The following is a 23,601-nucleotide window of genomic DNA, read 5'->3' as shown; positions in this document are numbered from 1 at the left end:
GACCCGTTTTTGTTGCCTTGCTAACGAATTATGACGCCCCTAGAACGATATCAAGCTGATCTGAAACGCCCGGACTTCTTTCACGATGCCGCGCAGGAAAACGCTGTGCGTCATCTGCAGCGCCTGTACGACGATCTGATCGCCGCTCACGACAGCAAGCCTGGCCTGTTCGGCAAACTGTTCGGCAAGAAAGAGCAGACGCTGGTCAAGGGGCTGTACTTCTGGGGTGGCGTAGGCCGCGGCAAGACGTATCTGGTCGATACGTTCTTCGACGCACTGCCGTTCCAGGACAAGGTCCGTACGCACTTCCACCGCTTCATGAAGCGCGTGCACGAAGAGATGAAGACCCTCAAGGGCGAGAAAAACCCGCTGACGATCATCGCCAGGCGGTTTTCCGACGAGGCGCGGGTCATCTGCTTCGACGAGTTTTTCGTCTCCGATATCACCGATGCCATGATCCTCGGCACGCTGATGGAAGAGCTGTTCAAGAACGGCGTGACGCTGGTGGCTACGTCCAACATCGTCCCGGACGGCCTGTACAAGGACGGCCTGCAGCGGGCGCGTTTCCTGCCGGCCATCGCGCTGATCAAGCAGAACACCGACATCGTCAACGTCGACAGTGGCGTCGATTACCGTCTGCGCCACCTGGAGCAGGCCGAACTGTTCCACTTTCCTCTTAACGAAGTTGCACAGGAAAGCCTGCGTAAAAGCTTCAAGGCCCTGACGCCGGATTGCGCAGAAACCATCGAAAACGATGTGTTGATGATCGAAAACCGCGAGATCCGCGCGCTGCGCACCTGTGACGACGTGGCTTGGTTCGACTTCCGTGAATTGTGCGACGGCCCGCGCAGTCAGAACGATTACATCGAGCTGGGCAAGATCTTCCATGCCGTGCTGATCAGCGGCGTCGAGCAGATGGACGTTGCTACTGACGACATCGCCCGGCGCTTTATCAACATGGTCGACGAGTTCTACGATCGCAACGTCAAGCTGATCATCTCGGCCGAGGTTGAATTGAAGGACCTGTACACCGGCGGCCGGTTGATGTTCGAGTTCCAGCGTACCCTCAGCCGCCTGCTGGAAATGCAATCCCACGAATTCCTCTCGCGGGCGCACAAGCCTTAGCAGTTGCGGCGAGCTTCAGGCGACAGGCCTGAAGCTCGATCACGCTGCGCCTTGTACCTCAAAGCCGCTCTTTATGGCCTTCGAACTGTTGCCGGTACTGATTGGGTGACAGCTCGGTGTGCTGGCGGAACAGTCGGGCAAAGAAGCTGGCGTCGTCGTAGCCCACTTCATAGCTGATGGTCTTGATGCTCTTGCGCGTCCCAGAGAGCAATCCCTTCGCCGTTTCGATCCGCAGTCGTTGCAGGTAATGCAGTGGCTTGTCGCCCGTGGCGGTCTGAAAGCGGCGCATGAAATTGCGAATGCTCATGCCATGCTCGCGGGCCACGTCTTCAAAGCGGAACTTGTCGGCAAAGTGCTCTTCCAGCCAGTGCTGAATCTGCAGGATGACCACGTCCTGATGAAGCTTCTGACCGCCAAAGCCGATTCGCCCGGGCGAGTAGGTGCGACGCACTTCATAGAGGATGTCGCGGGCCACGGCCTGGGCGACATTGGCGCCGCAGAAGCGCTCGATCAGATAAATATACAGATCGCAGGCTGAGGTCGTGCCGCCCGCGCAATACACGTTGTCGGCGTCGGTAAGGTGCTTCTCCTGATTGAGCAGGACCTTGGGATAGCGCTCGGCAAATGCGCTGAAAAAACGCCAGTAGGTTGTCGCTTCCTTGCCGTCCAGCAAACCGGCTTCGGCAAGCCAGTAGACACCGGTGGCTTCAGCGCAGAGTACGGCGCCGTTGGCGTGCTGTTCGCGTAACCACGGCAGGATCTGTGGATAACGCTGAGAGAGGGTTTCAAAATCGTCCCAGAAGGCCGGGATGACGATAATGTCGCTCTGGCACAGCGCGCCGTCGACCGGCAGGGTGACATCGCTGAAGCTGCTGACAGGCAGCCCTTCGGGGCTGACCAGGCGCGTTTCGAAGGCGGGCACCAGGCCGTGGCCCAGTTGCTTGCTGTAGCGCAGGCTCGCCAGGTGGAAGAAGTCCTTGGCCTGCATGACAGTGGAGGCAAACATCTTGTCCGTGGTCAGAATACTTACGCGGCGCAGAAGAGTGGCGTGTCGGATCGGCATAATCGTTATTCTTATATGGGTAAATGGTCAAGCTACGGCTGGATCGTCTTATTTTTTGCCAAAACTGTCCAGTCTCGTTACGTGGAGCCCCTTGGCAGGGCACCCATGATGGCTTTGTGCTAAGAGGGTCAATATCCGCCAATCCACGCCTCGCAGGCAATAAACAGAATGTGAACAAAAAATCCGGTTGAGGTTATTTTTACAGTCTGTATAATCCGCCAGCTCTTTGCAGTGGAAGTGATGCGCCGTCTGCCGAAGAATCTTGCCGTATAACGGACGCGCTGACCCGAGCCCCCGATAGCGTCTGTTTCCGGCTGCCTTTGACTTGTCAAAGTACGCACTATTCAGTAAGATCCGCCGTCTAATTTTCAGGGCGGCCCCTGAGGCTATAAAGAATGAAAACTTTTACTGCTAAACCGGAAACAGTTAAGCGCGACTGGTTCGTCGTCGACGCTGCTGGTCAGACCCTGGGTCGTCTGGCCACCGAAATCGCGAGCCGTCTGCGTGGCAAGCACAAACCGGAATACACTCCGCACGTTGATACCGGCGACTACATCGTCGTGATCAATGCCGAGCAGATCCGCGTTACTGGTGCCAAGACCACCGACAAGATCTACTACTCACACTCCGGTTTTCCGGGCGGGATCAAGTCGATCAACTTCGAAAAGCTGATCGCCAAAGCTCCTGAGCGCGTGATCGAGACCGCGGTCAAAGGCATGCTGCCTAAGAACCCGCTGGGTCGCGACATGTATCGTAAGCTGAAAGTCTATGCGGGCGCTGTACACCCTCATACTGCTCAGCAGCCCCAAGAACTGAAGTTTTAACGGAATAGTTCATTATGTCGGCGACTCAAAATTACGGCACTGGCCGTCGCAAGACCGCAACCGCTCGCGTTTTCCTGCGTCCGGGTACTGGTAACATCTCGATCAACAACCGCTCCCTGGACAATTTCTTCGGCCGCGAAACTGCCCGCATGGTAGTTCGTCAGCCGCTGGAACTGACCGAGACCGTTGAAAAGTTCGACATCTACGTCACCGTTATCGGTGGCGGCGTAAGTGGTCAGGCTGGCGCAATCCGCCACGGTATCACTCGCGCTCTGATGCAGTACGACGAGACACTGCGCGGTGCTCTGCGTAAAGCAGGCTTCGTGACTCGCGATGCTCGTGAAGTTGAACGTAAGAAAGTCGGTCTGCGTAAAGCGCGTAAGCGTCCGCAGTACTCGAAGCGTTAATACGCTCTTCGTTCAAAGAAAGAACGTCCATCCCCTCGCGGGGCTGGGCGTTTTTTTATGGGCGTGATTTTTACGGTCATGATGTTTTTGCGTTGCTCGTTTTACGTCGATATTGTGAAATTTATCCGCCTGTCGACGAAGATTACGGAATTTACATCGCGTAAATGAGCTATCTTGTGGCCCGCGACGAACGCCTGTCATGTTGTGTTCATTATCGGATTCGCCCTTGAAGCGCGTTCGTTCGTCTGTCCGATAAATTTTAACAAGCGAGGAGGATCGCCATGGGCGTGACCAACCGGTTGGCCTGCTACTCCGACCCCGCCGACCACTATTCTCATCGCGTACGCATTGTGCTCGCCGAGAAGGGTGTCAGCGCCGAAATCATTGAAGTGGCGGCAGGTCGTCATCCGCCGCAGCTGATTGAAGTAAATCCATACGGCAGCGTGCCGACCCTCGTCGATCGTGACCTGGCGTTGTACGAGTCGACCGTGGTGATGGAGTATCTGGATGAGCGCTATCCACATCCGCCTCTGCTGCCTGTCTATCCGGTTGCCCGTGCCAACAGTCGTTTGCTGATCCATCGTATCCAGAGAGACTGGTGTGGCCTTGTCGACCTGATTCTGGATACGCGCAGCAAAGAGCCTGCTCGTGTTCAGGCGCGCAAGGAGCTCCGCGAGAGTCTGGCCGGGGTTTCTCCGTTGTTCGCGGAAAAAGCTTTTTTCATGAGCGACGAGCTAAGTCTTGTTGACTGCTGTCTACTCCCCATACTCTGGCGTTTGCCAATTTTGGGTATTGAATTGCCGCGGCCTGCCAAGCCGCTGCTTGATTACATGGAGCGCCAATTTGCGCGTGAGGCTTTTCAGGCGAGTCTGTCTGCTGCCGAACGTGAAATGCGCTAAGGCTTAAGGAGCCGTTAATGAACTCCAGTCGCCCTTATCTTGTTCGTGCTCTTTACGAGTGGATCGTCGATAACGATTGCACCCCGCATGTGCTGGTCAATGCGGATTACCCGTCGGTGCAGGTCCCGCAAGGGTTTGCCAATGACGGGCAGATTGTCTTGAATGTTTCGCCGAGTGCCGTGCGTCATCTGCATATGGATAACGAAGCGGTGAGCTTCGAAGGCCGCTTCGGCGGTGTGCCGCACACGCTTTATGTACCTGTCGCTGCCATCCTGGGTATTTATGCCCGCGAGAACGGTCAGGGCATGGTTTTCGATCTGGAGCCCTCCATGGAAGAGGGCGAAGAAATCGAGATCGAGATCGAAGACGATACGCCTCCGCCAGACAGCGAACCGCCTCGTCCGAGTGGCAGGCCGAGTCTGAAGGTCGTGAAGTAAAAACCGGCAATAAAAAAGGCGATCTTCGGATCGCCTTTTTCATGCCTGTCGGTTACCTGTCAGTCGATGTACTCGAAGAGTTTGACGATCTTCTGCACGCCGGAGACGCCCTGTACCAGGTTGGTGGCGCGATTGGCTTCGTCCTGGGTTACCAGGCCCAGCAGGAAGACGATGCCGTTCTCGGTCACCACCTTGATGCGCGAGCCGGGAATGGATGCGTCAGCGATCATTTGGCTTTTGATCTTGGTGGTCAGCCAGGCGTCATTGTTGCGCGCCAGCAGCGAGGAGGGTGCCATCACCTGCAGTTCGTTGTTGACCTTCTTGACGCGCTGAACGGCGCTGGCGGCCTGTTCGGCCATTGCCTTGAGGTCGGCACGCGGTGTCTGGCCAGCCAGTAGCACGATGCCGTTGAAGCTGGTCACGACGATGTGCGAGCCCTCTGCGAGGTCAGGGTTGGCCTTGGAGATGTTGACGGCTGCCTTGGTCTCGATCAGTGAATCGTCGATCTTGCTGCCGAAGGTGCGCGTGCCGCGATCGTCTTCGATCGGTTTTTCGCGAGTGGCCGTGATCACCGAACTGCATCCGGTGATGCTGAGGCACAGTGTCAGAACCAGTAGGCTGAGACGATTAGGGGTCATTCTTCACTCCCGAACAGTTGGCTGTCGATCAAATCGCAAAGGCAATGGATCGCCAGCAGATGGACTTCTTGTATGCGTGCCGTGACATTGGCGGGTACGCGGATCTCCACATCCTCGGGCAATAGCAGCGAGGCCATGCCGCCACCGTCGCGTCCTGTCAATGCTACGACAATCATTTCGCGATCATGTGCGGCCTGGATGGCTTGAATAATATTCGCCGAGTTGCCGCTGGTGGAAATGGCCAGCAACACATCGCCTGGCTGACCCAGCGCGCGAATCTGTTTGGAGAAGATTTCGTTGTAGCTGTAATCGTTGGCGATCGAGGTGATCGTCGAGCTGTCGGTGGTCAGTGCAATCGCTGGCAGGCTCGGCCGCTCACGCTCGAAGCGGTTGAGCAGTTCCGAAGAGAAGTGCTGTGCATCGCCCGCTGAGCCGCCATTGCCGCACGCGAGCATCTTGCCCTCGTTGAGCAGGGCATTGACCATGACCTGACTGGCTTGCTCGATAAAGGGTGCAAGGACTTCCATCGCCTGTTGCTTGGTTTCGATGCTGGCCTGGAACAGCCGGCGAATTCGGGATTGCATGTCCATCAATGTGACCTTAATTAGAGCGTACGGCGGCGGGACGGATGCGCCGGGTTCTCCCGGGAGCTATCCGGCACACAAGGTGTGCAGCCGGCAAAACAAATAGCGAAATCGGTGACGGTTAGTAGTGTGTTGCAGGTCATGACTCAAGTCGGATTGCTGCTTCACTGCGCCAGGTCAGCTGTCAAAAGCGCTCTTGATCCAGTTCAGTGGTGCGGCCTTGCCGGGCTCGCCTTCAATGGCGATCACGTCGAAACGGCAGGGGTGATTGGCCCAGGCCGTTGCGTGCTGCAGAAAAAGCTGTGCGGCTGTGACGAGTTTCTCCTGCTTGCGAAAATCGACGCTTTCCGTGGCGCCGCCCCATCCTGAATGGCGCCGGTAGCGAACTTCGACGAATACTACTGTATCGCCGTCAAGCATGACTAGATCAAGCTCGCCGCGTTTGCATAACCAGTTTTGTTCAATCAGGCGCAGGCCCTGCTGTTGCAAAAACTGCAGGGCGAAGGCTTCGGCCTCGCGCCCTGCTTGCTGGCGGGTGCTGCGTTGCATCAAGGAGCGGTGTCCGGCAGGCGCTGGATCTTGCCGTCGACGAACTCGGCCCATGGCAGCTGGCGTTCGACGCGGCGGCCAGGGTTCAGGCTGAGGCTGCCGGACAGCCCGTCAATGCGGCTGTCAGGCATCGCCTTGAGTTGAGCGAGGCGCGGCGCCAGGCGATACGCGTCGATACCCATCGCATACAGACGACCCAGGCTGCCTGCAGCCTGTGGCCATTGTGCGGTGACCTGCTGGCGCAGCGGGTCTTCGGCGTTCAGCAGCCATGGCGTTTCGCAGAAGCGCACGCCATTCAGGTCCATGTATTGGGCGTGATCGTTGCTGTTGGTGAACAGGTGCGAAGTGGCATAGACCGGAACGTCACCGGCGTACTGGAAGACCATGGTGGGTTTGATCTGTTGCGCTTGTTGTGGCGTCGCGGCGAGGAACATGAAGTCGATGTCCTGGCGACGGCTCGGCTGAGCTGCGATCTGAGTGCCGGCCGTGCTTTGCAGGCGCTGAGCGCGGCCTTCGCTATTGCGCAGCTGGAACAGGTCGGCGACCTGCTGTGCCAGTTCTACCGGCTGATCAACGTGCTCTGCAGCGATCAGCGTACCGCCCTTGGCTTGCCAGCTCTTGCGGAAGGCATCCAGCACGCGGTCGCCCCACTCACCTTTCGGAACCATCGCCACGGCGCTGCGCTTGCCGTCCGCCCAGGCACGACGAGCAACCTCGCGGGCTTCGTCTTCTGCGGCCAGGCCGAACTGATACAGCTGCGCCGGGCCTTCATTGCTGGTATCGCTGTAGTTCAGCGCCAGTGTAGTAATAGGCAACTGCTGACGGCTGTTCAGTTGTTTGACGAGATTCTTTTCCAGCGGACCGACGACCAGTTGCACACCAGCGGCCTGAGCCTGACGGTAGAACTCGTCCATCGAGGTGATTCGCGAGCTGTCGAAGACCTGAATGGCCGGAGGATTCTCACCTGCTTGCTGAGCCTGGAAGTGCGCGGCCATGAAGCCTTCGCGCAGCGCCTTGGCGACTGCGGCCAATTGGCCATCCTGCGGCAGCAGCAGGGCAATTTTGGTAATCGGCTCGCTGGTCAGTGCACGCAGCTGCGCGAGAGCGGTTGGCAGTTGCAGTGCAGCAGGGTGTTTCGGATTCTGCGCTTTCCAGCTGTCGATGGCAGCCTGTTGCTGCTCAAGCGTGCCTGCGCCCTTGATCGAGCGAGCCAGGTTCAGCCAGCCGCCCATATCGTCGGTCGCTGTGCTCTGCAGTTGCTCGGCGGGCAGGGCAGAGACCAGTGTCCAGATCGCGTCATTGTTGGCGCTGGCGTCTGCGCCTTGCAGCAACGGGCCGGCATAAACACGTTCATTGGCGGCTGCGAGCGCCTGGCCATCGGCTTCAAGAGCGCGTGCCTTGACCATGTGCGTGCGAATCTGCTGCTCGACCGACAGCTCGCCCAGGCGCTGCATGCTTGGATGATTCAGGGCGGTCAGCGCTGCCTTGGGTTGATTACGGCCCATCGCCAGTTCGGCGGACAGTGTGCTGGCGAAAACCTGCAAGCCGGGCTTGAGTTGATCGATTTGCACCTGTCCGAGGATTTGCGCGGCGCGTCCTGCGTCATTCTGGCGGCTGGCCAGATCGGCCGCACTCAAGCGCAGCGTTGCGGCCTGCTCGGGGGTTTTGGCGCTGGCGGCCTGCTCGAGCAGTTGCTCGATGCTGGCATCAGGGGTTCGAGGCAGCTCGCCAAGGCTGGACGAGGGCGAGCTGGCACAGGCTGCAAGGAGGGCAGCGAGGCAGAGGGCAGAGAGCAGCCGCAGACAAGCGATCATTGGTATGTTCCTGAAACTCGAGCGAATTAACGGGGGATTGTACCCAAGCGCTGGCCGGGGTGCGATGTCGAAGGTATTTAAAGCCGTGATATCAGTCGCGTTAAGGTCATCTGGCGGCCAAATCGTTCAATTGGAGAGGTGCGCCGCGTTTCTTGCTCGGGTCTGAACATGTTTTCATTCCTTTTTTGTCGGCATCCTGACGCGCGAACCGTTCCGCCGCGCCGCAGCCTGTACAATGCAGTTTTTCCAAGCACCTGTTATAACCTGCGAGGTTTGCGTTTTGACTGTTCCGGTTGTTTCGAATTCCACTCCGGGTTCGCTTTATGTAGTGGCGACTCCCATCGGCAATCTGGACGACATGAGTGTGCGAGCCTTGAAGGTGTTGCGTGAGGTCGCGCTGATCGCAGCTGAAGACACGCGCCATTCCGCACGGCTGATGCAGCACTTCGGCATCTCGACTCCATTGGCAGCCTGTCACGAACATAACGAACGTGATGAGGGTAGTCGCTTCATTACACGTCTGCTGGCCGGTGATGACGTTGCGCTGATTTCCGATGCCGGCACGCCATTGATCTCCGACCCCGGTTATCACCTGGTGCGTCAGGCGCGTGCCGCAGGTGTTCAGGTTGTACCGGTGCCGGGCGCGTGTGCCTTGATTGCGGCTCTGTCTGCGGCCGGGCTGCCGTCGGATCGATTCATTTTCGAAGGTTTTCTTCCGGCCAAGGCTGCGGGTCGCAAGGCCAGGCTCGAGCGTGTCAGGGAAGAGCCACGCACGCTGATCTACTATGAAGCGCCGCACCGCATCCTGGAGTGCCTGCAGGATATGGAGCTGGTCTTCGGTGCTGACCGTCAGGCCTTGCTGGCGCGTGAAATAACCAAAACTTTCGAAACCCTCAAGGGTCTGCCTTTGGGTGAGCTGCGTGCATTCGTCGAATCGGACAGTAATCAGCAGCGCGGAGAATGCGTGGTGCTGGTGGCTGGCTGGACGCCGCCGGATGACGAAGATGTTATTGGTGAAGAGGCTCGTCGGGTGCTGGATCTGCTGCTTGCAGAGATGCCGCTCAAGCGCGCCGCAGCGCTGGCAGCCGAAATAACCGGCGTGCGCAAGAACCTGCTGTATCAGGTGGCGCTGGAGAAACAGAAGGAGTAACGGGCTGCTTTTGAAGGGGGTAAGCGAGCCACACAATGCTATTAAAGCTTGTTCTTGATGGCGTGTGCCGCTAACCTTGTCGGCGGAGAGTCGATTGGACAGTCGCTGCCTCTTGTTGTTCCGCAACAAGGGGGGGAGGAAAGTCCGGGCTCCATAGGGCGGAGTGCCAGGTAACGCCTGGGAGGCGCGAGCCTACGGAAAGTGCCACAGAAAATAACCGCCTAAGCGCTTCGGTGCCGGTAAGGGTGAAAAGGTGCGGTAAGAGCGCACCGCACGTCTGGTAACAGTTCGTGGCAAGGTAAACCCCACTCGGAGCAAGACCAAATAGGGTTCCTAGGCGTGGCCCGCGCTGGAACCGGGTAGGTTGCTAAAGGCGTCCAGTGATGGCCGTCGTAGAGGAATGACTGTTCTCGACAGAACCCGGCTTACAGATCGACTCTCCACCTTTTTTCTTCCCATTCGTTTCACGCAGCAAAACCCCTCCGTAATACCAAAAAAATCTTACAGCTCATAAATCACATTAACTTTGAATCGCAACGATTTGAGCTGTGTGGGATTTATCCGTCAGTTCCTTCGCAAAATTACCTTTTTAGCCCCGATACCTCTCCTAAATCTCCGAAATGTAAGGGTTTTCCTTAAGACCGTGCCTTGACGGTGTGGTGGGCGCGTTCCTATAGTGTGCGCAAGTGGCAGAAAGTGGCACGAAGTGGGTTTTTTTAGCGCAAAAAGCTAATATTCGGAGAATGCGCCTGTGTTCCGTGGTGCCAATGCGATCAATCTCGATGCCAAGGGCCGTCTCGCTATGCCGAGCCGGTACCGTGACGAGTTGGATTCGCGTAGCGCCGGCCAACTTATCGTGACCATTGATGCCGTTGATCCATGCCTTTGCCTTTATCCGCTTTCCGAATGGGAGCTGATAGAAGCAAAACTTCGTGATCTGGCGACGTTTCGTGAAGAGAACCGCCGTCTGCAAAGGCTTCTGATTGGTAATGCTGTCGATCTGGAGCTCGACGGGAGTGGGCGTTTTCTGGTACCGCCGCGCCTGCGCGAGTACGCCAGGCTGGATAAGCGCGTAATGCTGGTGGGCCAGCTCAACAAGTTTCAACTGTGGGACGAGGACGCCTGGAATGCTCTTGCTGATGCTGACCTGGCTGCCATTCAAAAACCTGGCGCGATGCCCGACGAATTACGTGATTTGATCCTGTGACTATGAATAGCGGCTTTACCCACATCACCGTGCTGCTTGAAGAAGCCGTGGAGGCTCTCGCGGTGCGCGCCGATGGCTGCTACCTGGACGGCACGTTCGGGCGTGGCGGGCATAGTCGTCTGATACTCAGCCAGCTGGGCCCAGAGGGTCGGCTCCTGGGATTCGACAAGGACCCTCAAGCGATTGCCACCGGGCAAGCGCTAGCGGCCGAAGACGGCCGCTTTGTCATTGTGCAGCGCAGCTTTGCCGAATTGGGATCCGAGACTCAGGAACGCGGTTTGGCGGGCAAGGTCAGTGGCATTCTGCTGGATCTGGGTGTGTCGTCCCCGCAGCTGGATGATCCCGAGCGCGGTTTCAGCTTCATGAACGACGGTCCTCTGGACATGCGCATGGACCCGACCCGTGGCGTGAGCGCTGCCGAGTTCATCGCGACTGCACCGGCTGAAGAGATTGCCCGCGTTTTCAAGGAATACGGCGAAGAGCGATTTGCCAAGCGGATGGCCAATGCGGTCGTCGCGCGCCGCGAAGTCCAGCCTTTCGAGCGCACAGCCGATCTGGCAGAAGTGCTCAAGGTCGCCAACCCTGCCTGGGAAAAGGGCAAGAATCCTGCAACGCGTGCCTTTCAGGGCCTGCGTATTCACGTAAACAACGAATTGGGCGATCTGGAAGCCGGTCTCGAAGCGGCTCTGGATGCGCTGGAAGTGGGCGGCCGTCTGGTCGTCATCAGCTTTCACTCGCTGGAAGACCGCATCGTCAAGTTGTTCATGCGCAAGCTCGCCAAGGGCGAAGCCGACAACATGCCGCGCAATCTGCCGATCCAGTTCAAGCCGTTCGAACCGAAAATCAAAATTCACGGCAAGGCCCAGTTCGCCTCTGATGTCGAAACCAAAGCCAACCCGCGCTCGCGCAGTGCTGTCATGCGTGTAGCGGAGAAGCTCAGGTGAGCCGTCTGTTTCTGAAACCTCTGCCCGGCGGCAGCTTCATTATGCTGCTGCTGTTCATTGCTGTCCTGATTTCGGCGATTGGCGTTTCCTATAGCGCACATTGGAATCGTCAACTGCTCAACTCGCTGTATTCGGAAATGAGCGTGCGCGACAAGGCGCAGGCAGAGTGGGGCCGGCTGATTCTTGAGCAGAGCACCTGGACTGCACACAGCCGTATCGAGACTCTGGCCACCGAACAACTGAAGATGCGCATCCCGAGCGCTGCCGAAGTACGGATGGTGGCGCCATGATGAAGCTCGATGGCGCTCTTTATCCGTGGCGTTTTCGCGTAGTCGTAGGGCTGCTGGTATCCCTCGTGCTCGCCATTTGCTGGCGCATCGTCGACCTGCAGGTCATCGACCATACCTTTCTTAAAGAGCAAGGCGATGCACGCAGCCTTCGGCATATCCCTATTCCGGCGCACCGTGGCCTGATCACCGACCGTAACGGCGAGCCGCTGGCGGTCAGTACTCCGGTGACGACGCTGTGGGCCAACCCGCGTGAAATGCAGCAGGACAAGTCCAAGTGGCCGATGCTGGCAGCCGCGCTGGGTCAGGATCTCAAGGCATTGACCGAGCGTCTGGACTCGCAGGCGAACAAGGAATTCATCTATCTGGTCCGTGGCCTGACGCCAGAGCAGGGCCAGTCGGTCATCGACCTGAAAGTACCGGGTGTCTACGGCATCGAAGAATTCCGCCGCTTTTATCCGGCCGGCGATGTCACCGCACACATGGTCGGCTTTACCGACCTTGATGACCATGGCCGCGAAGGCGTCGAGCTGGCGTATGACGACTGGCTCGCCGGTGTGCCCGGCAAACGTCAGGTCATCAAGGACCGGCGCGGTCGACTGATCAAGGATGTTCAGGTCACCAAGAATGCCAAGGCCGGAAAGACCTTGGCTTTGTCCATTGACCTGCGCCTGCAGTACCTGGCGACCCGTGAACTGCGCAATGCCATCGTCGAGAACGAGGCCAAGGCCGGCAGCATGGTGATCATGGACGTCAAGACCGGTGAGGTGCTGGCGATGGTCAACCAGCCGACCTACAACCCGAACAACCGCCGCACCATGGTGCCTGCCGCCATGCGCAACCGGGCCATCATCGACGTGTTCGAACCTGGTTCGACCATGAAGCCGATCTCCATGACCGCGGCGCTGGACAGTGGCCGCTGGAAGCCGACCGACAAGGTCGAGGTTTATCCGGGCACCCTGCAGATCGGCAAATACACGATTCGTGACGTGACCAAGACCGAAGGCCCGATCCTCGATCTGACCGGCATTCTGATCAACTCCAGTAACGTCGGCATGAGCAAGGTCGCGTTCGATGTGGGCGGTGAGGCGATCTTTCGTGCCATGCAGCGCGTCGGTTTCGGTCAGTACACCGGCCTCGGCTTCCCTGGCGAGCGCGTCGGCAACCTGCCCAACTACCGCGAATGGCGCAAGGCTGAAACCGCCACGCTGTCCTATGGCTACGGTTTGTCGGTCACGGCTTTGCAGCTGGTGCATGCCTACGGCGCGCTGGCCAACAATGGCCGCATTGTGCCGTTGACCATTCTGAAAACAGATAAAGAGCCGGAATCGACCCAGGCCATTCCGGAGAAAACCGCCAAGACCCTGCAAGGCATGTTGCAGCAGGTTATCGAGGACCCGCGCGGCGTCTATCGCGCCCGTGTACCGTCCTACCACGTCGGTGGCAAGAGTGGTACGGCGCGTAAGACGTCCATCGGTACCAAGGGTTACGCGGAAAACTCCTATCGCTCGCTGTTCGCCGGGTTCGGCCCGATGAGTAACCCGCGTTACGCCATCGTGGTCGTCATCGACGAGCCGAGCAAGGGTGGTTACTACGGTGGTCTGGTTTCGGCCCCGGTATTCAGCAAGGTCATGTCCGGCACGTTGCGTCTGATGAACGTGACGCCGGACAACCTTGCGCCACCTGAACAAGTCAACGCCGCACCGGCAGCCAAAGGAGGGCGTGGTTGATGGCCTTTAATCTGAGCAAGATTTTCGCTCACACCGACCGCGATGCGCTGATTCGCGAGTTGACTCTCGACAGTCGCAATGTCCGTCCGGGTGATCTGTTTCTAGCCATACCGGGTATCAAGGTCGATGGCCGTGCGCATATTGCCGACGCGCTCAAGCGTGGCGCGGCGGCTGTGGCGTACGAAGTCGAAGGCTCGACCGTTCTGCCGATCACTGACGTGCCGCTGATCCCGGTCAAGGGGCTCGCCGCGCAGTTGTCCGATATTGCCGGCCGCTTCTACGGCGACCCGAGTCGCAGTCTGAATCTGGTAGGTGTTACCGGCACCAACGGCAAGACCAGCGTCACCCAGTTGGTTGCGCAGGCGCTTGATGCGCTGGGTCAGCACTGCGGCATCGTCGGCACACTGGGCACAGGATTCTACGGCGCGCTGCAAAGCGGCCGTCATACCACGCCTGACCCGATTGCCGTTCAGGCGACGCTGGCCGATCTGAAAAAGGCCGGTGCGCGCGCAGTGGCGATGGAAGTGTCGTCTCATGGGCTGGATCAAGGGCGGGCGACGGCGCTGGCGTTTGATGTGGCGGTGCTGACCAATCTGTCCCGTGATCACCTGGATTATCACGGCACCATGGAAGCGTACGCTGCCGCCAAGGCCAAGCTGTTTGCATGGTCCAACCTGAAATGCCGGGTAATCAACCTGGATGATACTTTCGGTCGTGAACTGACCGGTATCAAGCAAGAGTCGCGGTTGATCACCTATAGCCAGCTGGATAGCTCGGCCTACCTGTATTGCCGCGATGCGAAATTCGATGATGATGGCGTACGCGCTACGTTGGTCACGCCTCAGGGCGAGCATTTCCTGCGCAGCAGCCTGCTGGGTCGCTTCAACCTGAGCAACGTGCTGGCTGCGGTCGGCGCTTTGCTGGGCCTGGATTACGCGCTGGACGAAATTCTCAAGGTGCTGCCGAAACTCGAAGGCCCGGTCGGGCGCATGCAGCGTCTGGGTGGTGCCGACAAGCCGCTGGTGGTTGTCGATTACGCGCATACTCCGGATGCGCTGGAAAAAGTCCTCGAAGCACTGCGCCCGCACGCCAAAGGCCGTCTGTTGTGCCTGTTCGGCTGCGGCGGTGATCGTGATCGCGGCAAGCGTCCGCTGATGGCTGAAGTGGTCGAACGCCTGGCAGACGGTGCGTGGGTCACCGACGACAACCCGCGCTCCGAATCGCCAGCCAGTATTTTTGACGATATTCGCCCTGGCTTCGCTGCTGTCGACAAGGTGTGTTTCATCGAAGGTCGCGGTCAGGCCATTGCTGAACTGATTGCCAGCGCCAATGCCGATGACGTCGTAGTGCTCGCCGGCAAGGGCCACGAGGACTATCAGGAAATCAATGGTCAGCGGCAGCCATTCTCCGATTTGCAAGAAGCCGCCAGCGCGCTTGCCATATGGGAGCCTGCAAATGCTTAAGCCAATGACCTTCAGCGAACTGGTTGTACCACTCGATGCGCGTCTGGTCGGGGGCGACTGCAGCTTTTCCGGCGTGAGCACCGACAGCCGTGGCATCGAGCCAGGCCAGCTGTTCGTAGCCCTGACCGGGCCGCGTTTTGACGGTCATGAATACCTCGATCAAGTGGCTGCCAAAGGCGCGGTCGGTGCTCTGGTCGAGCGCGAAGTGCAGGGCGCCGCCTTGCCGCAACTGGTCGTGCTGGATACCCGCAAGGCGCTTGCTCAACTGGGTGCCATGAATCGCAATGCATTCGTCGACCGGCCGGTTGCTGCAGTCACCGGCTCCAGTGGCAAGACCACGGTCAAGGAAATGCTCGCGAGCATCCTGCGCACGCTCGGCCCCGTGCTGGCGACCCGAGGCAACCTGAACAACGAATTGGGCGTTCCACTGACTCTGCTGGAACTGGCCCCGGAATACACGTCCGCTGTGATCGAGCTGGGTGCGTCGCGGGTCGGCGAGATTGCCTACACCGTAAGCCTCGCCAAGCCGCATGTCGCCATGATCACCAACGCCGGAACTGCCCACGTCGGCGAGTTCGGCGGCCCGGACAGAATTGTCGAAGCCAAGGGCGAGATTCTCGAAGGTCTCGGCGCGGGTGGTACTGCAGTATTGAATCTGGAAGACAAGGCGTTTCCGATCTGGCGCAAGCGCGCCGGCGATCGCAATGTCCTGACCTTCGCACTGACCGACTCTGCGGCTGACGTGTACGCCAGCGAGCTGAGCCGTGATGCTCGGGGCTGCCCGGCTTTTACCCTCAACAGCCCGCTCGGCACTGCCCGGGTTCAGTTGAACCTGCTCGGCACACACAATGTGTCCAACGCCTTGGCCGCTGCGGCTGCGGGCTGCGCAATGGGTGTGCCGCTGGAAGGGATCGTCACCGGGCTGAACAACGTGCAGCCGGTCAAGGGCCGTGCCGTGGCGCAAATCGCCAGCAATGGCACGCGCGTCATCGATGACACCTACAACGCCAACCCTGCCTCGATCAACGCGGCCGTCGACATCCTCACCGGCTTCACCGGTCGTACCGTACTGGTGCTGGGCGACATCGGTGAGTTGGGCGAATGGGCCGAGCAGGGCCATCGCGAAGTGGGTGCCTATGCCGCTGGCAAGGTGTCGGCGCTGTATGCCGTCGGCCCATTGATGACTCACGCGGTCAGCGCCTTCGGCGAGCACGCTTACCACTTTGCCAGTCAGGCTGAACTGATCGCGGCGCTGGGCGCCGAGCAGAATCCTGATACCACTTTACTGATCAAGGGCTCGCGTAGCGCTGCGATGGAACACGTCGTGGCTGCCTTGTGCGGTTCTAGCCTGGAGAAACATTAATGCTGCTGCTGTTGGCCGAGTTTTTACAACAGTTCTACAAAGGCTTCGCGGTCTTTCAGTACCTGTCATTGCGCGGGATCCTTGGCGTGCTCACCGCCCTGACGCTGTCGCTGTGCCTGGGGCCGTGGATGATCCGCACCCTGCAGATGCGTCAGATCGGTCAGTCTGTGCGCAACGATGGTCCGCAATCGCACCTGTCCAAGTCGGGTACGCCGACCATGGGTGGGGCGCTGATCCTGTCGTCCATCGGTATCAGTACATTGCTGTGGGCTGACCTGAGCAACCGTTACGTATGGGTTGTGTTGCTGGTGACACTGTTGTTCGGCGCCATCGGCTGGGTCGATGACTACCGCAAGGTGATCGAAAAGAATTCCCGAGGCCTGCCGAGCCGCTGGAAGTATTTCTGGCAGTCGGTTTTTGGCCTCTGTGCAGCGATCTTCCTTTATACGACTGCACCGTCGGCGACTGAAACCACGCTGATCGTGCCGATGCTCAAGGATGTGCGTATCCCGCTGGGTATCGGTTTCATCGTGTTGACCTATTTCGTGATTGTCGGCTCCAGCAATGCAGTCAACCTGACTGACGGGCTGGATGGTCTGGCGATCATGCCGACGGTGATGGTAGGCGGTGCCTTGGGCATCTTCTGCTACCTGTCGGGTAACGTGAAATTTGCTGAATACCTGCTGATTCCTTACGTGCCGGGGGCGGGCGAGCTGATTGTGTTTTCTGGGGCGCTGATTGGCGCCGGGCTCGGGTTCCTCTGGTTCAACACGTATCCGGCGCAGGTGTTCATGGGCGACGTCGGTGCGCTGGCACTCGGCGCGGCGCTGGGCACCATGGCAGTGATCGTTCGTCAGGAAATGGTCCTGTTCATCATGGGCGGTGTGTTCGTGATGGAAACCCTTTCAGTGGTCATTCAGGTTGCGTCTTTCAAACTTACCGGCCGCCGCGTATTCCGCATGGCGCCGATCCACCACCACTTTGAACTCAAAGGCTGGCCAGAGCCACGTGTGATCGTCCGTTTCTGGATCATCACCGTGATTCTGGTGCTCATTGGCCTTGCCACGCTGAAACTGAGGTAGAACGAGTGTCCCTGATCGTTTCCGACCGCTTCCGCATTGTCGTGGGTCTAGGCAAAAGCGGCATGTCCCTGGTTCGCTTCCTGGCGAACCAGGGCGTGTCCTTTGCCGTGGCCGACACGCGGGAGAATCCTCCTGAGCTGGCGACCTTGCGTCGCGACTATCCGCAGGTGGAAGTGCGTTGTGGCGAGCTGGACGTGGATTTCCTCTGCCGTGCCGATGAGCTGTATGTCAGCCCCGGTCTGGCCCTGGCGACCCCGGCCCTGCAGCAGGCTCACGCACGTGGCGTCAAACTGTCGGGCGACATCGAACTGTTCGCGCGTCACGCGAAGGCGCCGGTGATTGCTATTACCGGCTCGAATGCGAAAAGCACCGTGACGACACTGGTCGGCGAAATGGCTGCTGCCGCTGGAAAGCGTGTGGCGGTGGGCGGCAATCTAGGCACTCCGGCGCTGGACCTGCTCAGCGACGACGTCGAGCTGTACGTGATGGAGCTTTCCAGCTTTCAGCTCGAAACCACTGACCAGCTCAATGCCGAAGTGGCGACCGTGCTGAATATCAGTGAAGACCACATGGACCGTTACAGCGGCCTGCCTGCCTACCACCTGGCCAAGCACCGGGTTTTCCGTGGCGCGCGGCAGGTGGTGGTCAATCGTCAGGATGCGCTGTCCCGTCCGTTGATTGGCGAAGGCCTGCCGTGCTGGACATTCGGCCTCAACAAGCCCGACTTCCATGGTTTCGGCCTGCGTGAAGAGAACGGCGAAAAGTACCTGGCGTTCCAGTTTGAAAACCTCATGCCGGTACGTGAGCTGAAAGTGCGTGGTGCGCACAATCAGTCCAACGCGCTTGCCGCCCTGGCCCTGGGGCATGCGGTCGGCCTGCCGTTCGACGCCATGCTCGCCAGCTTGCGCGAGTTCACTGGTCTGGAGCATCGCTGCCAGTGGCTGCGCGAGCACGAAGGCGTTCATTACTACAACGACTCCAAAGCCACCAACGTGGGTGCCGCGCTGGCTGCCATCGAAGGTCTGGGCTCGGATATCGACGGCAAGCTGGTGCTGATCGCCGGCGGCGATGGCAAAGGCGCTGATTTCAGCGGTTTGCGCGCGCCAGTCGCCGAGCATTGCCGCGCGGCGGTCTTGCTCGGGCGTGATGCCCAGCTTATTGCCCAGGCATTGGGCGACGCTGTCCCGCTGGTGCATGTCGACACCGTCCAGGCGGCTGTCGAGCAGAGCGCAAAACTGGCTCAGCGTGGCGATGCCGTATTGCTTTCTCCTGCATGCGCCAGTCTGGACATGTTCAAGAATTATGAAGAGCGCGGACGTGTGTTCGCGCAGGCAGTGGAGTGCTTGTCATGATCTTCGGTGTGATCAAGCCTTATCCATCGCCACTGATCAGTGGGCGCGGCATCGACCTGGACTTCCCGATGCTGGTCGGCTGCCTGGCGCTGCTCGGCCTTGGCCTGGTGATGATTACCTCGGCCTCGTCGGAAGTTGCCGCCGTACAGTCCGGTAACACGCTGTACATGATGACCCGTCACCTGGTTTATCTGCTGATCGGTCTGGGTGCCTGTGGCGTGACCATGATGATTCCGGTCGCCACCTGGCAACGCCTGGGCTGGATGATGCTGCTTGGCGCGTTCGGCCTGTTGCTGCTGGTACTGGTGCCGGGAATCGGGCGCGAGGTAAACGGTTCGATGCGCTGGATCGGTTTCGGCGCGTTCAACGTGCAGCCGTCGGAAATCGCCAAGGTATTCGTGGTGATCTTCCTTGCCGGCTACCTGATTCGTCAGCAGCAGGAAGTTCGCGAAAGCTGGATGGGCTTTTTCAAGCCGTTCATCGTGCTGCTGCCGATGGCCGGTCTGCTGCTCATGGAACCTGACTTCGGTGCGACCGTGGTAATGATGGGCTCGGCGGCAGCCATGCTGTTTCTCGGCGGTGTCGGCCTGTTCCGCTTCTCGCTGATGGTGGTGCTGGCGGTCGCTTCTGTGGTGGTGCTGGTCCAGGCCCAACCTTACCGGATGGCGCGTCTGACCAACTTTACCGACCCGTGGGCCGACCAGTTCGGTTCCGGCTATCAATTGACCCAGGCACTGATCGCCTTCGGTCGCGGCGAGTGGTTCGGCGTCGGACTGGGCAACAGTGTGCAGAAGCAGTTCTATCTGCCGGAAGCGCACACCGACTTCGTGTTCTCGGTACTTGCAGAAGAGCTGGGCGTGGTGGGTTCGCTGATCACCGTCGCGCTGTTCCTGTTCGTCAGTATTCGCGGCATGTACATCGGCATGTGGGCCGAGCGCGCCAAGCAGTTCTTCGGTGCCTATGTGGCCTACGGCCTTTCGTTCCTGTGGATCGGCCAGTTCCTGATCAACATCGGTGTGAACGTCGGTCTGCTGCCTACCAAGGGGCTGACCCTGCCGTTCCTCAGCTACGGCGGCAGCTCGCTTGTGATCTGCTGCGCGAGCCTCGGGCTGCTGCTGCGCATCGAGTGGGAGTCGCGCAACAACATGGGCAGTGAAGAAGCCGAGTTCAAGGAAAGCGACTTCGCCGAGGACACACCGCATGGACGCTAACGTGCTGATCATGGCAGGTGGGACCGGCGGGCATGTATTCCCGGCGCTGGCCTGTGCGCGCGAGTTCCAGGCACGCGGCTACAAGGTCCATTGGCTGGGCACGCCGCGTGGTATCGAAAACGAACTGGTGCCGCAGGCCGGTCTGACGCTGCACCTGATCAACGTTACCGGTCTGCGTGGCAAGGGCCGCTTGTCGCTGCTCAAGGCGCCGTTCATGTTGCTCAAGGCCCTGATGCAGGCACGCAAGGTTGTGCGTGAGGTGAAACCGGTCTGTGTGGTCGGCTTCGGTGGCTACGTCACCGGCCCTGGCGGTCTGGCGGCGAAGCTGGCAGGCGTACCGTTGATCATTCACGAGCAGAATGCCGTTGCCGGTACCGCCAACCGCAGTCTGGCCTCGTTCGCCAGCCGGGTGTGCGAAGCGTTCCCGAACACCTTTGCGGATTCATCCAAGCGTCGCACCACCGGCAACCCGGTGCGTGTCGAGCTGTTTCTGGAAACACCGCGTCAGGCTCTGGCCGGACGCAAGGCTCGTCTGCTGGTACTGGGCGGAAGCCTGGGCGCGGAGCCGTTGAACAAATTGCTGCCCGAGGCTCTGTCTCAGCTGCCTCAGGACATCCAGCCCGAAGTGTTTCATCAGTCGGGCAAGAATCATGACGCAGTCACCGCCGAGCGCTATCGCAACGTGGGCGTCGAGGCGCAGGTTGCGCCATTCATACAGAACATGGCCCAAGCCTATGGCTGGGCCGATCTGGTGGTCTGCCGCGCAGGCGCATTGACCATCAGCGAACTGGCCGCCGCCGGCCTGCCGTCGTTGCTGATACCGCTGCCCCACGCGATTGATGACCATCAGTCACGTAACGCTGACTATCTGGCTCGCGAAGGCGCAGCCTTCGTCATGCCGCAAGCGACAACTGGCGCCGCCGAGATGGCAGCACGCCTGAAAGAGGTTTTGATGCAACCCGAACAATTGAACAGCATGGCCCGCACTGCACGCAGCCTGGCCATGCCTGATGCAACCAGCACTGTCGTCAACGTCTGTGTGGAGGTGGCCCATGGTTGAGAATCAACGCGCCATGCCACAACCTGAAATGCGCCGTATCCGTCGTATCCACTTCGTCGGTATCGGCGGTGTCGGCATGTGCGGGATCGCCGAGGTGTTGTTGAACCTGGGTTACGAAGTCTCGGGCTCCGACCTGAAGGGCTCGGCCGTGACCGAGCGCCTGGAATCGTTCGGCGCACAGATTTTTATCGGCCATCGTGCCGAGAACACCATCGGTGCCGACGTGCTGGTAGTGTCCAGTGCCGTCAACACCTCCAACCCGGAAGTGGCCACCGCGCTGGAGCGCCGCATTCCGGTCGTACCGCGTGCCGAGATGCTCGCCGAGCTGATGCGTTATCGCCACGGCATCGCTGTTGCCGGTACGCACGGCAAGACCACCACCACCAGCCTGATCGCTTCGGTATTCGCTGCCGGCGGCCTGGACCCGACCTTCGTGATTGGCGGCCGTCTCAACGCGGCGGGCACCAATGCGCAGCTGGGCACCAGCCGCTACCTGATCGCCGAAGCCGATGAGAGCGACGCCAGCTTCCTGCACCTGCAGCCTCTGGTCGCTGTGGTCACCAATATCGACGCCGATCACATGGCGACCTACGAAGGCGACTTCAACAAACTGAAGAAGACCTTTGTCGAGTTCCTGCACAACCTGCCGTTCTATGGGCTGGCGGTGATGTGCATCGACGATCCGGTGGTGCGTGAAATTCTGCCGTTGGTCAAGCGTCCGACGCTGACCTATGGCTTCAGCGAGTCTGCCGATATACGTGCAATCAATGTGCGTCAGGACGGCATGCTGACATTCTTCACCGTACTGCGCCGCGACCGCGAGCCGCTGGATGTGTCGGTGAACATGCCCGGCAATCACAACGTACTCAACTCGCTGGCGACCATCGCCATCGCCACCGACGAGGGCGTCAGCGACGAGGCCATCGTTCAGGGCCTTTCCGGGTTCCAGGGCGTCGGTCGGCGCTTCCAGGTCTACGGCGAGCTGCCGGTTGACGGCGGCAACGTGATGCTGGTCGATGACTACGGTCACCATCCGCGCGAAGTCGCTGCCGTTATCAACGCTGTGCGTGGCGGCTGGCCTGACCGTCGTCTGGTGATGGTCTACCAGCCACACCGTTTCAGCCGCACCCGTGACCTGTACGACGATTTCGTCCAGGTGCTGGCAGACGCCAATGTGCTGCTGCTGATGGAAGTCTACCCGGCCGGTGAAGAACCGATTCCTGGTGCGGACAGCCGCAACCTGTGCCACAGCATTCGTCAGCGTGGCCAGCTGGACCCGATCTACATCGAGCGTGGTGTCGAGCTGGCGCCGCTGGTCAAGCCGCTGTTGCGTGCCGGCGACATCCTGTTGTGTCAGGGCGCTGGCGACATCGGTGGTCTTGCGCCACAGCTGCTTAAAAGCCCACTGTTCGCCGGTGCCAAAGTGGCCTCCACCGAAGGGAAGCTGAAATGACAGCCGTCGCCCAGTCGTCCCTGCGCTCGACACTCGAGCCGAAAAGCTTCGGCCGTGTCGCCGTGCTCTTCGGTGGCAAGAGTGCCGAGCGGGCGGTCTCGCTGAACTCGGGTAATGCCGTGCTCGGTGCGTTGCTCGAGGCTGGCGTGGATGCGTTCGGCATCGATGTGGGCGATGACTTTCTGCAGCGACTGGTCAGCGAGAAAATCGACCGTGCCTTTATCGTTCTGCACGGACGTGGCGGTGAAGACGGCACCATGCAAGGCCTGCTGGAATGCCTGGAAATCCCTTATACCGGCAGTGGCGTGCTGGCTTCTGCCCTGGCGATGGACAAGTTGCGCACCAAGCAGGTCTGGCAGAGTCTCGGCCTCGCCACACCGCTGCATGCCGTTCTTGAAAACGAGAGTGATTGTATTTGCGCCGTGACGGAACTGGGCCTGCCTTTGATCGTCAAACCGGCCCATGAAGGTTCAAGTATCGGTATGGCAAAGGTGAACAGCGTCGATGAATTGATCGCCGCCTGGAAAGCCGCCAGTACCTACGATTCGCAAGTATTAGTCGAACAGTGGATTCAGGGACCTGAGTTCACTGTGGCGTCTCTGCGTGGCCAGGTGTTGCCTCCCATCGGCCTGGGCACTCCTCATAGTTTTTATGATTACGATGCCAAGTACCTGGCGTCCGATACCCAGTATCGGATTCCGTGCGGACTTGGCGATGCGCAGGAACAGGAACTCAAACAACTTGCAGCACGTGCTTGCGAAGCCATCGGCATTGCAGGCTGGGCGCGCACGGATGTCATGCAGGACGCACAAGGCAAGTTCTGGTTACTGGAAGTCAATACTGTACCCGGCATGACCGATCACAGTCTGGTGCCTATGGCGGCCCGTGCGGCAGGTCTGGATTTTCAACAACTGGTGTTGGCGATTCTGGCCGACAGCGTTCAGGCGAGAGGTTAAGGC

At 59.5% G+C, this 23,601-nt stretch carries 23 protein-coding genes and 1 other RNA gene; 19 read left to right on the top strand and 5 right to left on the bottom strand.

The window, feature by feature from the left end; genetic code table 11:
- The first annotated feature begins 30 nt into the window (after positions 1 to 30).
- Entirely contained in the window at positions 31 to 1,125 is a 1,095-nt protein-coding gene (gene zapE / locus PI739_RS13860) for a cell division protein ZapE (RefSeq protein WP_003340671.1), read from the top strand.
- Positions 1,126 to 1,183: 58 nt separating this feature from the next.
- On the opposite strand, the gene PI739_RS13855 is transcribed toward zapE, so the two are convergent.
- On the bottom strand, positions 1,184 to 2,089 hold the full coding sequence (locus PI739_RS13855; RefSeq protein ID WP_172831870.1) for a GlxA family transcriptional regulator: 906 nt from the start codon (positions 2,087 to 2,089) through the stop codon (positions 1,184 to 1,186).
- 494 nt (positions 2,090 to 2,583) lie between these two features.
- Between PI739_RS13855 and rplM the strand changes: the two genes are divergently transcribed.
- From rplM to PI739_RS13835, 4 genes are all read left to right on the top strand, one after another.
- Positions 2,584 to 3,012 (top strand): 50S ribosomal protein L13, encoded by a 429-nt coding sequence (gene rplM / locus PI739_RS13850; RefSeq protein WP_002555065.1) that lies wholly within the window; start codon positions 2,584 to 2,586, stop codon positions 3,010 to 3,012.
- 14 nt (positions 3,013 to 3,026) lie between these two features.
- Positions 3,027 to 3,419, top strand: a complete 393-nt coding sequence (gene rpsI, locus PI739_RS13845; RefSeq protein ID WP_002555064.1) for a 30S ribosomal protein S9 — start codon at positions 3,027 to 3,029, stop codon at positions 3,417 to 3,419.
- 281 nt (positions 3,420 to 3,700) lie between these two features.
- Positions 3,701 to 4,318 (top strand): glutathione S-transferase N-terminal domain-containing protein, encoded by a 618-nt coding sequence (locus tag PI739_RS13840; RefSeq protein WP_003431480.1) that lies wholly within the window; start codon positions 3,701 to 3,703, stop codon positions 4,316 to 4,318.
- Positions 4,319 to 4,335: 17 nt separating this feature from the next.
- Positions 4,336 to 4,755, top strand: coding sequence for a ClpXP protease specificity-enhancing factor (locus PI739_RS13835; RefSeq protein ID WP_003313571.1), 420 nt, complete (start codon positions 4,336 to 4,338; stop codon positions 4,753 to 4,755).
- Positions 4,756 to 4,814: 59 nt separating this feature from the next.
- Here PI739_RS13835 and PI739_RS13830 read toward each other — a convergent pair whose 3' ends face one another.
- From PI739_RS13830 to PI739_RS13815, 4 genes are all read right to left on the bottom strand, one after another.
- A complete protein-coding gene (locus PI739_RS13830; protein WP_003364054.1) occupies positions 4,815 to 5,393 on the bottom strand; it encodes a BON domain-containing protein in 579 nt (192 codons plus the stop codon).
- Positions 5,390 to 5,983, bottom strand: coding sequence for a phosphoheptose isomerase (locus PI739_RS13825; protein ID WP_003418801.1), 594 nt, complete (start codon positions 5,981 to 5,983; stop codon positions 5,390 to 5,392). Before PI739_RS13825 ends, PI739_RS13830 begins: the two co-directional genes overlap by 4 nt.
- Before the next feature lie 171 nt (positions 5,984 to 6,154).
- The gene (locus PI739_RS13820) at positions 6,155 to 6,529 is read right to left on the bottom strand and encodes a YraN family protein (RefSeq protein WP_170846025.1); all 375 of its coding nucleotides are present in this window, start codon (positions 6,527 to 6,529) and stop codon (positions 6,155 to 6,157) included.
- On the bottom strand, positions 6,526 to 8,340 hold the full coding sequence (locus PI739_RS13815; RefSeq protein ID WP_024662621.1) for a penicillin-binding protein activator: 1,815 nt from the start codon (positions 8,338 to 8,340) through the stop codon (positions 6,526 to 6,528). The genes PI739_RS13820 and PI739_RS13815 overlap by 4 nt, the downstream gene beginning before the upstream one ends.
- Positions 8,341 to 8,620: 280 nt before the next feature.
- Here PI739_RS13815 and rsmI point away from each other — a divergent pair, with 280 nt between their 5' ends.
- The 14 genes from rsmI to PI739_RS13745 all read left to right on the top strand — a co-directional run bounded on the left by rsmI (position 8,621) and on the right by PI739_RS13745 (position 23,598).
- On the top strand, positions 8,621 to 9,490 hold the full coding sequence (gene rsmI / locus PI739_RS13810; protein WP_003431476.1) for a 16S rRNA (cytidine(1402)-2'-O)-methyltransferase: 870 nt from the start codon (positions 8,621 to 8,623) through the stop codon (positions 9,488 to 9,490).
- Between the two features lie 86 nt (positions 9,491 to 9,576).
- An RNA gene (gene rnpB, locus PI739_RS13805) (RNase P RNA component class A) lies at positions 9,577 to 9,934 on the top strand.
- A gap of 307 nt (positions 9,935 to 10,241) precedes the next feature.
- Complete coding sequence (gene mraZ, locus PI739_RS13800; RefSeq protein ID WP_002555055.1) at positions 10,242 to 10,697, top strand: division/cell wall cluster transcriptional repressor MraZ; 456 nt, start codon at positions 10,242 to 10,244, stop codon at positions 10,695 to 10,697.
- Positions 10,698 to 10,699: 2 nt separating this feature from the next.
- Complete coding sequence (gene rsmH / locus PI739_RS13795; RefSeq protein WP_074805056.1) at positions 10,700 to 11,641, top strand: 16S rRNA (cytosine(1402)-N(4))-methyltransferase RsmH; 942 nt, start codon at positions 10,700 to 10,702, stop codon at positions 11,639 to 11,641.
- Complete coding sequence (gene ftsL / locus PI739_RS13790) at positions 11,638 to 11,931, top strand: cell division protein FtsL (RefSeq protein ID WP_003340690.1); 294 nt, start codon at positions 11,638 to 11,640, stop codon at positions 11,929 to 11,931. The genes rsmH and ftsL overlap by 4 nt, the downstream gene beginning before the upstream one ends.
- Complete coding sequence (locus PI739_RS13785) at positions 11,931 to 13,658, top strand: peptidoglycan D,D-transpeptidase FtsI family protein (protein WP_010427469.1); 1,728 nt, start codon at positions 11,931 to 11,933, stop codon at positions 13,656 to 13,658. The genes ftsL and PI739_RS13785 overlap by 1 nt, the downstream gene beginning before the upstream one ends.
- Complete coding sequence (locus PI739_RS13780) at positions 13,658 to 15,121, top strand: UDP-N-acetylmuramoyl-L-alanyl-D-glutamate--2,6-diaminopimelate ligase (protein WP_054082046.1); 1,464 nt, start codon at positions 13,658 to 13,660, stop codon at positions 15,119 to 15,121. Before PI739_RS13785 ends, PI739_RS13780 begins: the two co-directional genes overlap by 1 nt.
- Positions 15,114 to 16,484: a UDP-N-acetylmuramoyl-tripeptide--D-alanyl-D-alanine ligase gene (locus PI739_RS13775; protein WP_054082047.1), complete on the top strand. Its 1,371-nt coding sequence runs from the start codon at positions 15,114 to 15,116 to the stop codon at positions 16,482 to 16,484. The genes PI739_RS13780 and PI739_RS13775 overlap by 8 nt, the downstream gene beginning before the upstream one ends.
- Positions 16,484 to 17,566, top strand: coding sequence for a phospho-N-acetylmuramoyl-pentapeptide-transferase (mraY, locus tag PI739_RS13770; protein WP_003431468.1), 1,083 nt, complete (start codon positions 16,484 to 16,486; stop codon positions 17,564 to 17,566). Before PI739_RS13775 ends, mraY begins: the two co-directional genes overlap by 1 nt.
- 5 nt (positions 17,567 to 17,571) lie before the next feature.
- Complete coding sequence (gene murD, locus PI739_RS13765; RefSeq protein WP_054082048.1) at positions 17,572 to 18,918, top strand: UDP-N-acetylmuramoyl-L-alanine--D-glutamate ligase; 1,347 nt, start codon at positions 17,572 to 17,574, stop codon at positions 18,916 to 18,918.
- Positions 18,915 to 20,129 carry a putative lipid II flippase FtsW gene (gene ftsW / locus PI739_RS13760; RefSeq protein ID WP_003431463.1) on the top strand — a complete coding sequence of 405 codons (1,215 nt, stop codon included), beginning with the start codon at positions 18,915 to 18,917 and terminating at the stop codon, positions 20,127 to 20,129. The genes murD and ftsW overlap by 4 nt, the downstream gene beginning before the upstream one ends.
- On the top strand, positions 20,119 to 21,189 hold the full coding sequence (gene murG, locus PI739_RS13755; protein WP_003431460.1) for an undecaprenyldiphospho-muramoylpentapeptide beta-N-acetylglucosaminyltransferase: 1,071 nt from the start codon (positions 20,119 to 20,121) through the stop codon (positions 21,187 to 21,189). Before ftsW ends, murG begins: the two co-directional genes overlap by 11 nt.
- Entirely contained in the window at positions 21,182 to 22,642 is a 1,461-nt protein-coding gene (gene murC / locus PI739_RS13750; protein ID WP_003424493.1) for a UDP-N-acetylmuramate--L-alanine ligase, read from the top strand. The genes murG and murC overlap by 8 nt, the downstream gene beginning before the upstream one ends.
- Positions 22,639 to 23,598, top strand: a complete 960-nt coding sequence (locus PI739_RS13745; RefSeq protein ID WP_003431456.1) for a D-alanine--D-alanine ligase — start codon at positions 22,639 to 22,641, stop codon at positions 23,596 to 23,598. The genes murC and PI739_RS13745 overlap by 4 nt, the downstream gene beginning before the upstream one ends.
- Positions 23,599 to 23,601: the final 3 nt, after the last annotated feature.

The organism is Pseudomonas cerasi, from assembly GCF_027983475.1.
Classification (GTDB): domain Bacteria; phylum Pseudomonadota; class Gammaproteobacteria; order Pseudomonadales; family Pseudomonadaceae; genus Aquipseudomonas; species Aquipseudomonas cerasi.
The sequence above is the reverse complement of the archived record's forward strand: the minus strand, read 5'-3'. Positions and strand labels throughout refer to the sequence as shown.

Excerpts from the sequence above, each read along its gene's own strand:
- PI739_RS13775 (WP_054082047.1), top strand. The coding sequence starts at position 15,114 with ATGCTTAAGCCAATGACCTTCAGCGAACTGGTTGTACCACTCGATGCG.
- rpsI (WP_002555064.1), top strand. The coding sequence starts at position 3,027 with ATGTCGGCGACTCAAAATTACGGCACTGGCCGTCGCAAGACCGCAACC.
- PI739_RS13835 (WP_003313571.1), top strand. The coding sequence starts at position 4,336 with ATGAACTCCAGTCGCCCTTATCTTGTTCGTGCTCTTTACGAGTGGATC.
- PI739_RS13815 (WP_024662621.1), bottom strand. The coding sequence starts at position 8,340 with ATGATCGCTTGTCTGCGGCTGCTCTCTGCCCTCTGCCTCGCTGCCCTC.
- PI739_RS13780 (WP_054082046.1), top strand. The coding sequence starts at position 13,658 with ATGGCCTTTAATCTGAGCAAGATTTTCGCTCACACCGACCGCGATGCG.
- PI739_RS13745 (WP_003431456.1), top strand. The coding sequence starts at position 22,639 with ATGACAGCCGTCGCCCAGTCGTCCCTGCGCTCGACACTCGAGCCGAAA.
- PI739_RS13840 (WP_003431480.1), top strand. The coding sequence starts at position 3,701 with ATGGGCGTGACCAACCGGTTGGCCTGCTACTCCGACCCCGCCGACCAC.
- PI739_RS13825 (WP_003418801.1), bottom strand. The coding sequence starts at position 5,983 with ATGGACATGCAATCCCGAATTCGCCGGCTGTTCCAGGCCAGCATCGAA.
- PI739_RS13785 (WP_010427469.1), top strand. The coding sequence starts at position 11,931 with ATGAAGCTCGATGGCGCTCTTTATCCGTGGCGTTTTCGCGTAGTCGTA.
- zapE (WP_003340671.1), top strand. The coding sequence starts at position 31 with ATGACGCCCCTAGAACGATATCAAGCTGATCTGAAACGCCCGGACTTC.
- ftsW (WP_003431463.1), top strand. The coding sequence starts at position 18,915 with ATGATCTTCGGTGTGATCAAGCCTTATCCATCGCCACTGATCAGTGGG.
- PI739_RS13830 (WP_003364054.1), bottom strand. The coding sequence starts at position 5,393 with ATGACCCCTAATCGTCTCAGCCTACTGGTTCTGACACTGTGCCTCAGC.
- rplM (WP_002555065.1), top strand. The coding sequence starts at position 2,584 with ATGAAAACTTTTACTGCTAAACCGGAAACAGTTAAGCGCGACTGGTTC.
- murC (WP_003424493.1), top strand. The coding sequence starts at position 21,182 with ATGGTTGAGAATCAACGCGCCATGCCACAACCTGAAATGCGCCGTATC.
- murG (WP_003431460.1), top strand. The coding sequence starts at position 20,119 with ATGGACGCTAACGTGCTGATCATGGCAGGTGGGACCGGCGGGCATGTA.
- rsmH (WP_074805056.1), top strand. The coding sequence starts at position 10,700 with ATGAATAGCGGCTTTACCCACATCACCGTGCTGCTTGAAGAAGCCGTG.
- mraY (WP_003431468.1), top strand. The coding sequence starts at position 16,484 with ATGCTGCTGCTGTTGGCCGAGTTTTTACAACAGTTCTACAAAGGCTTC.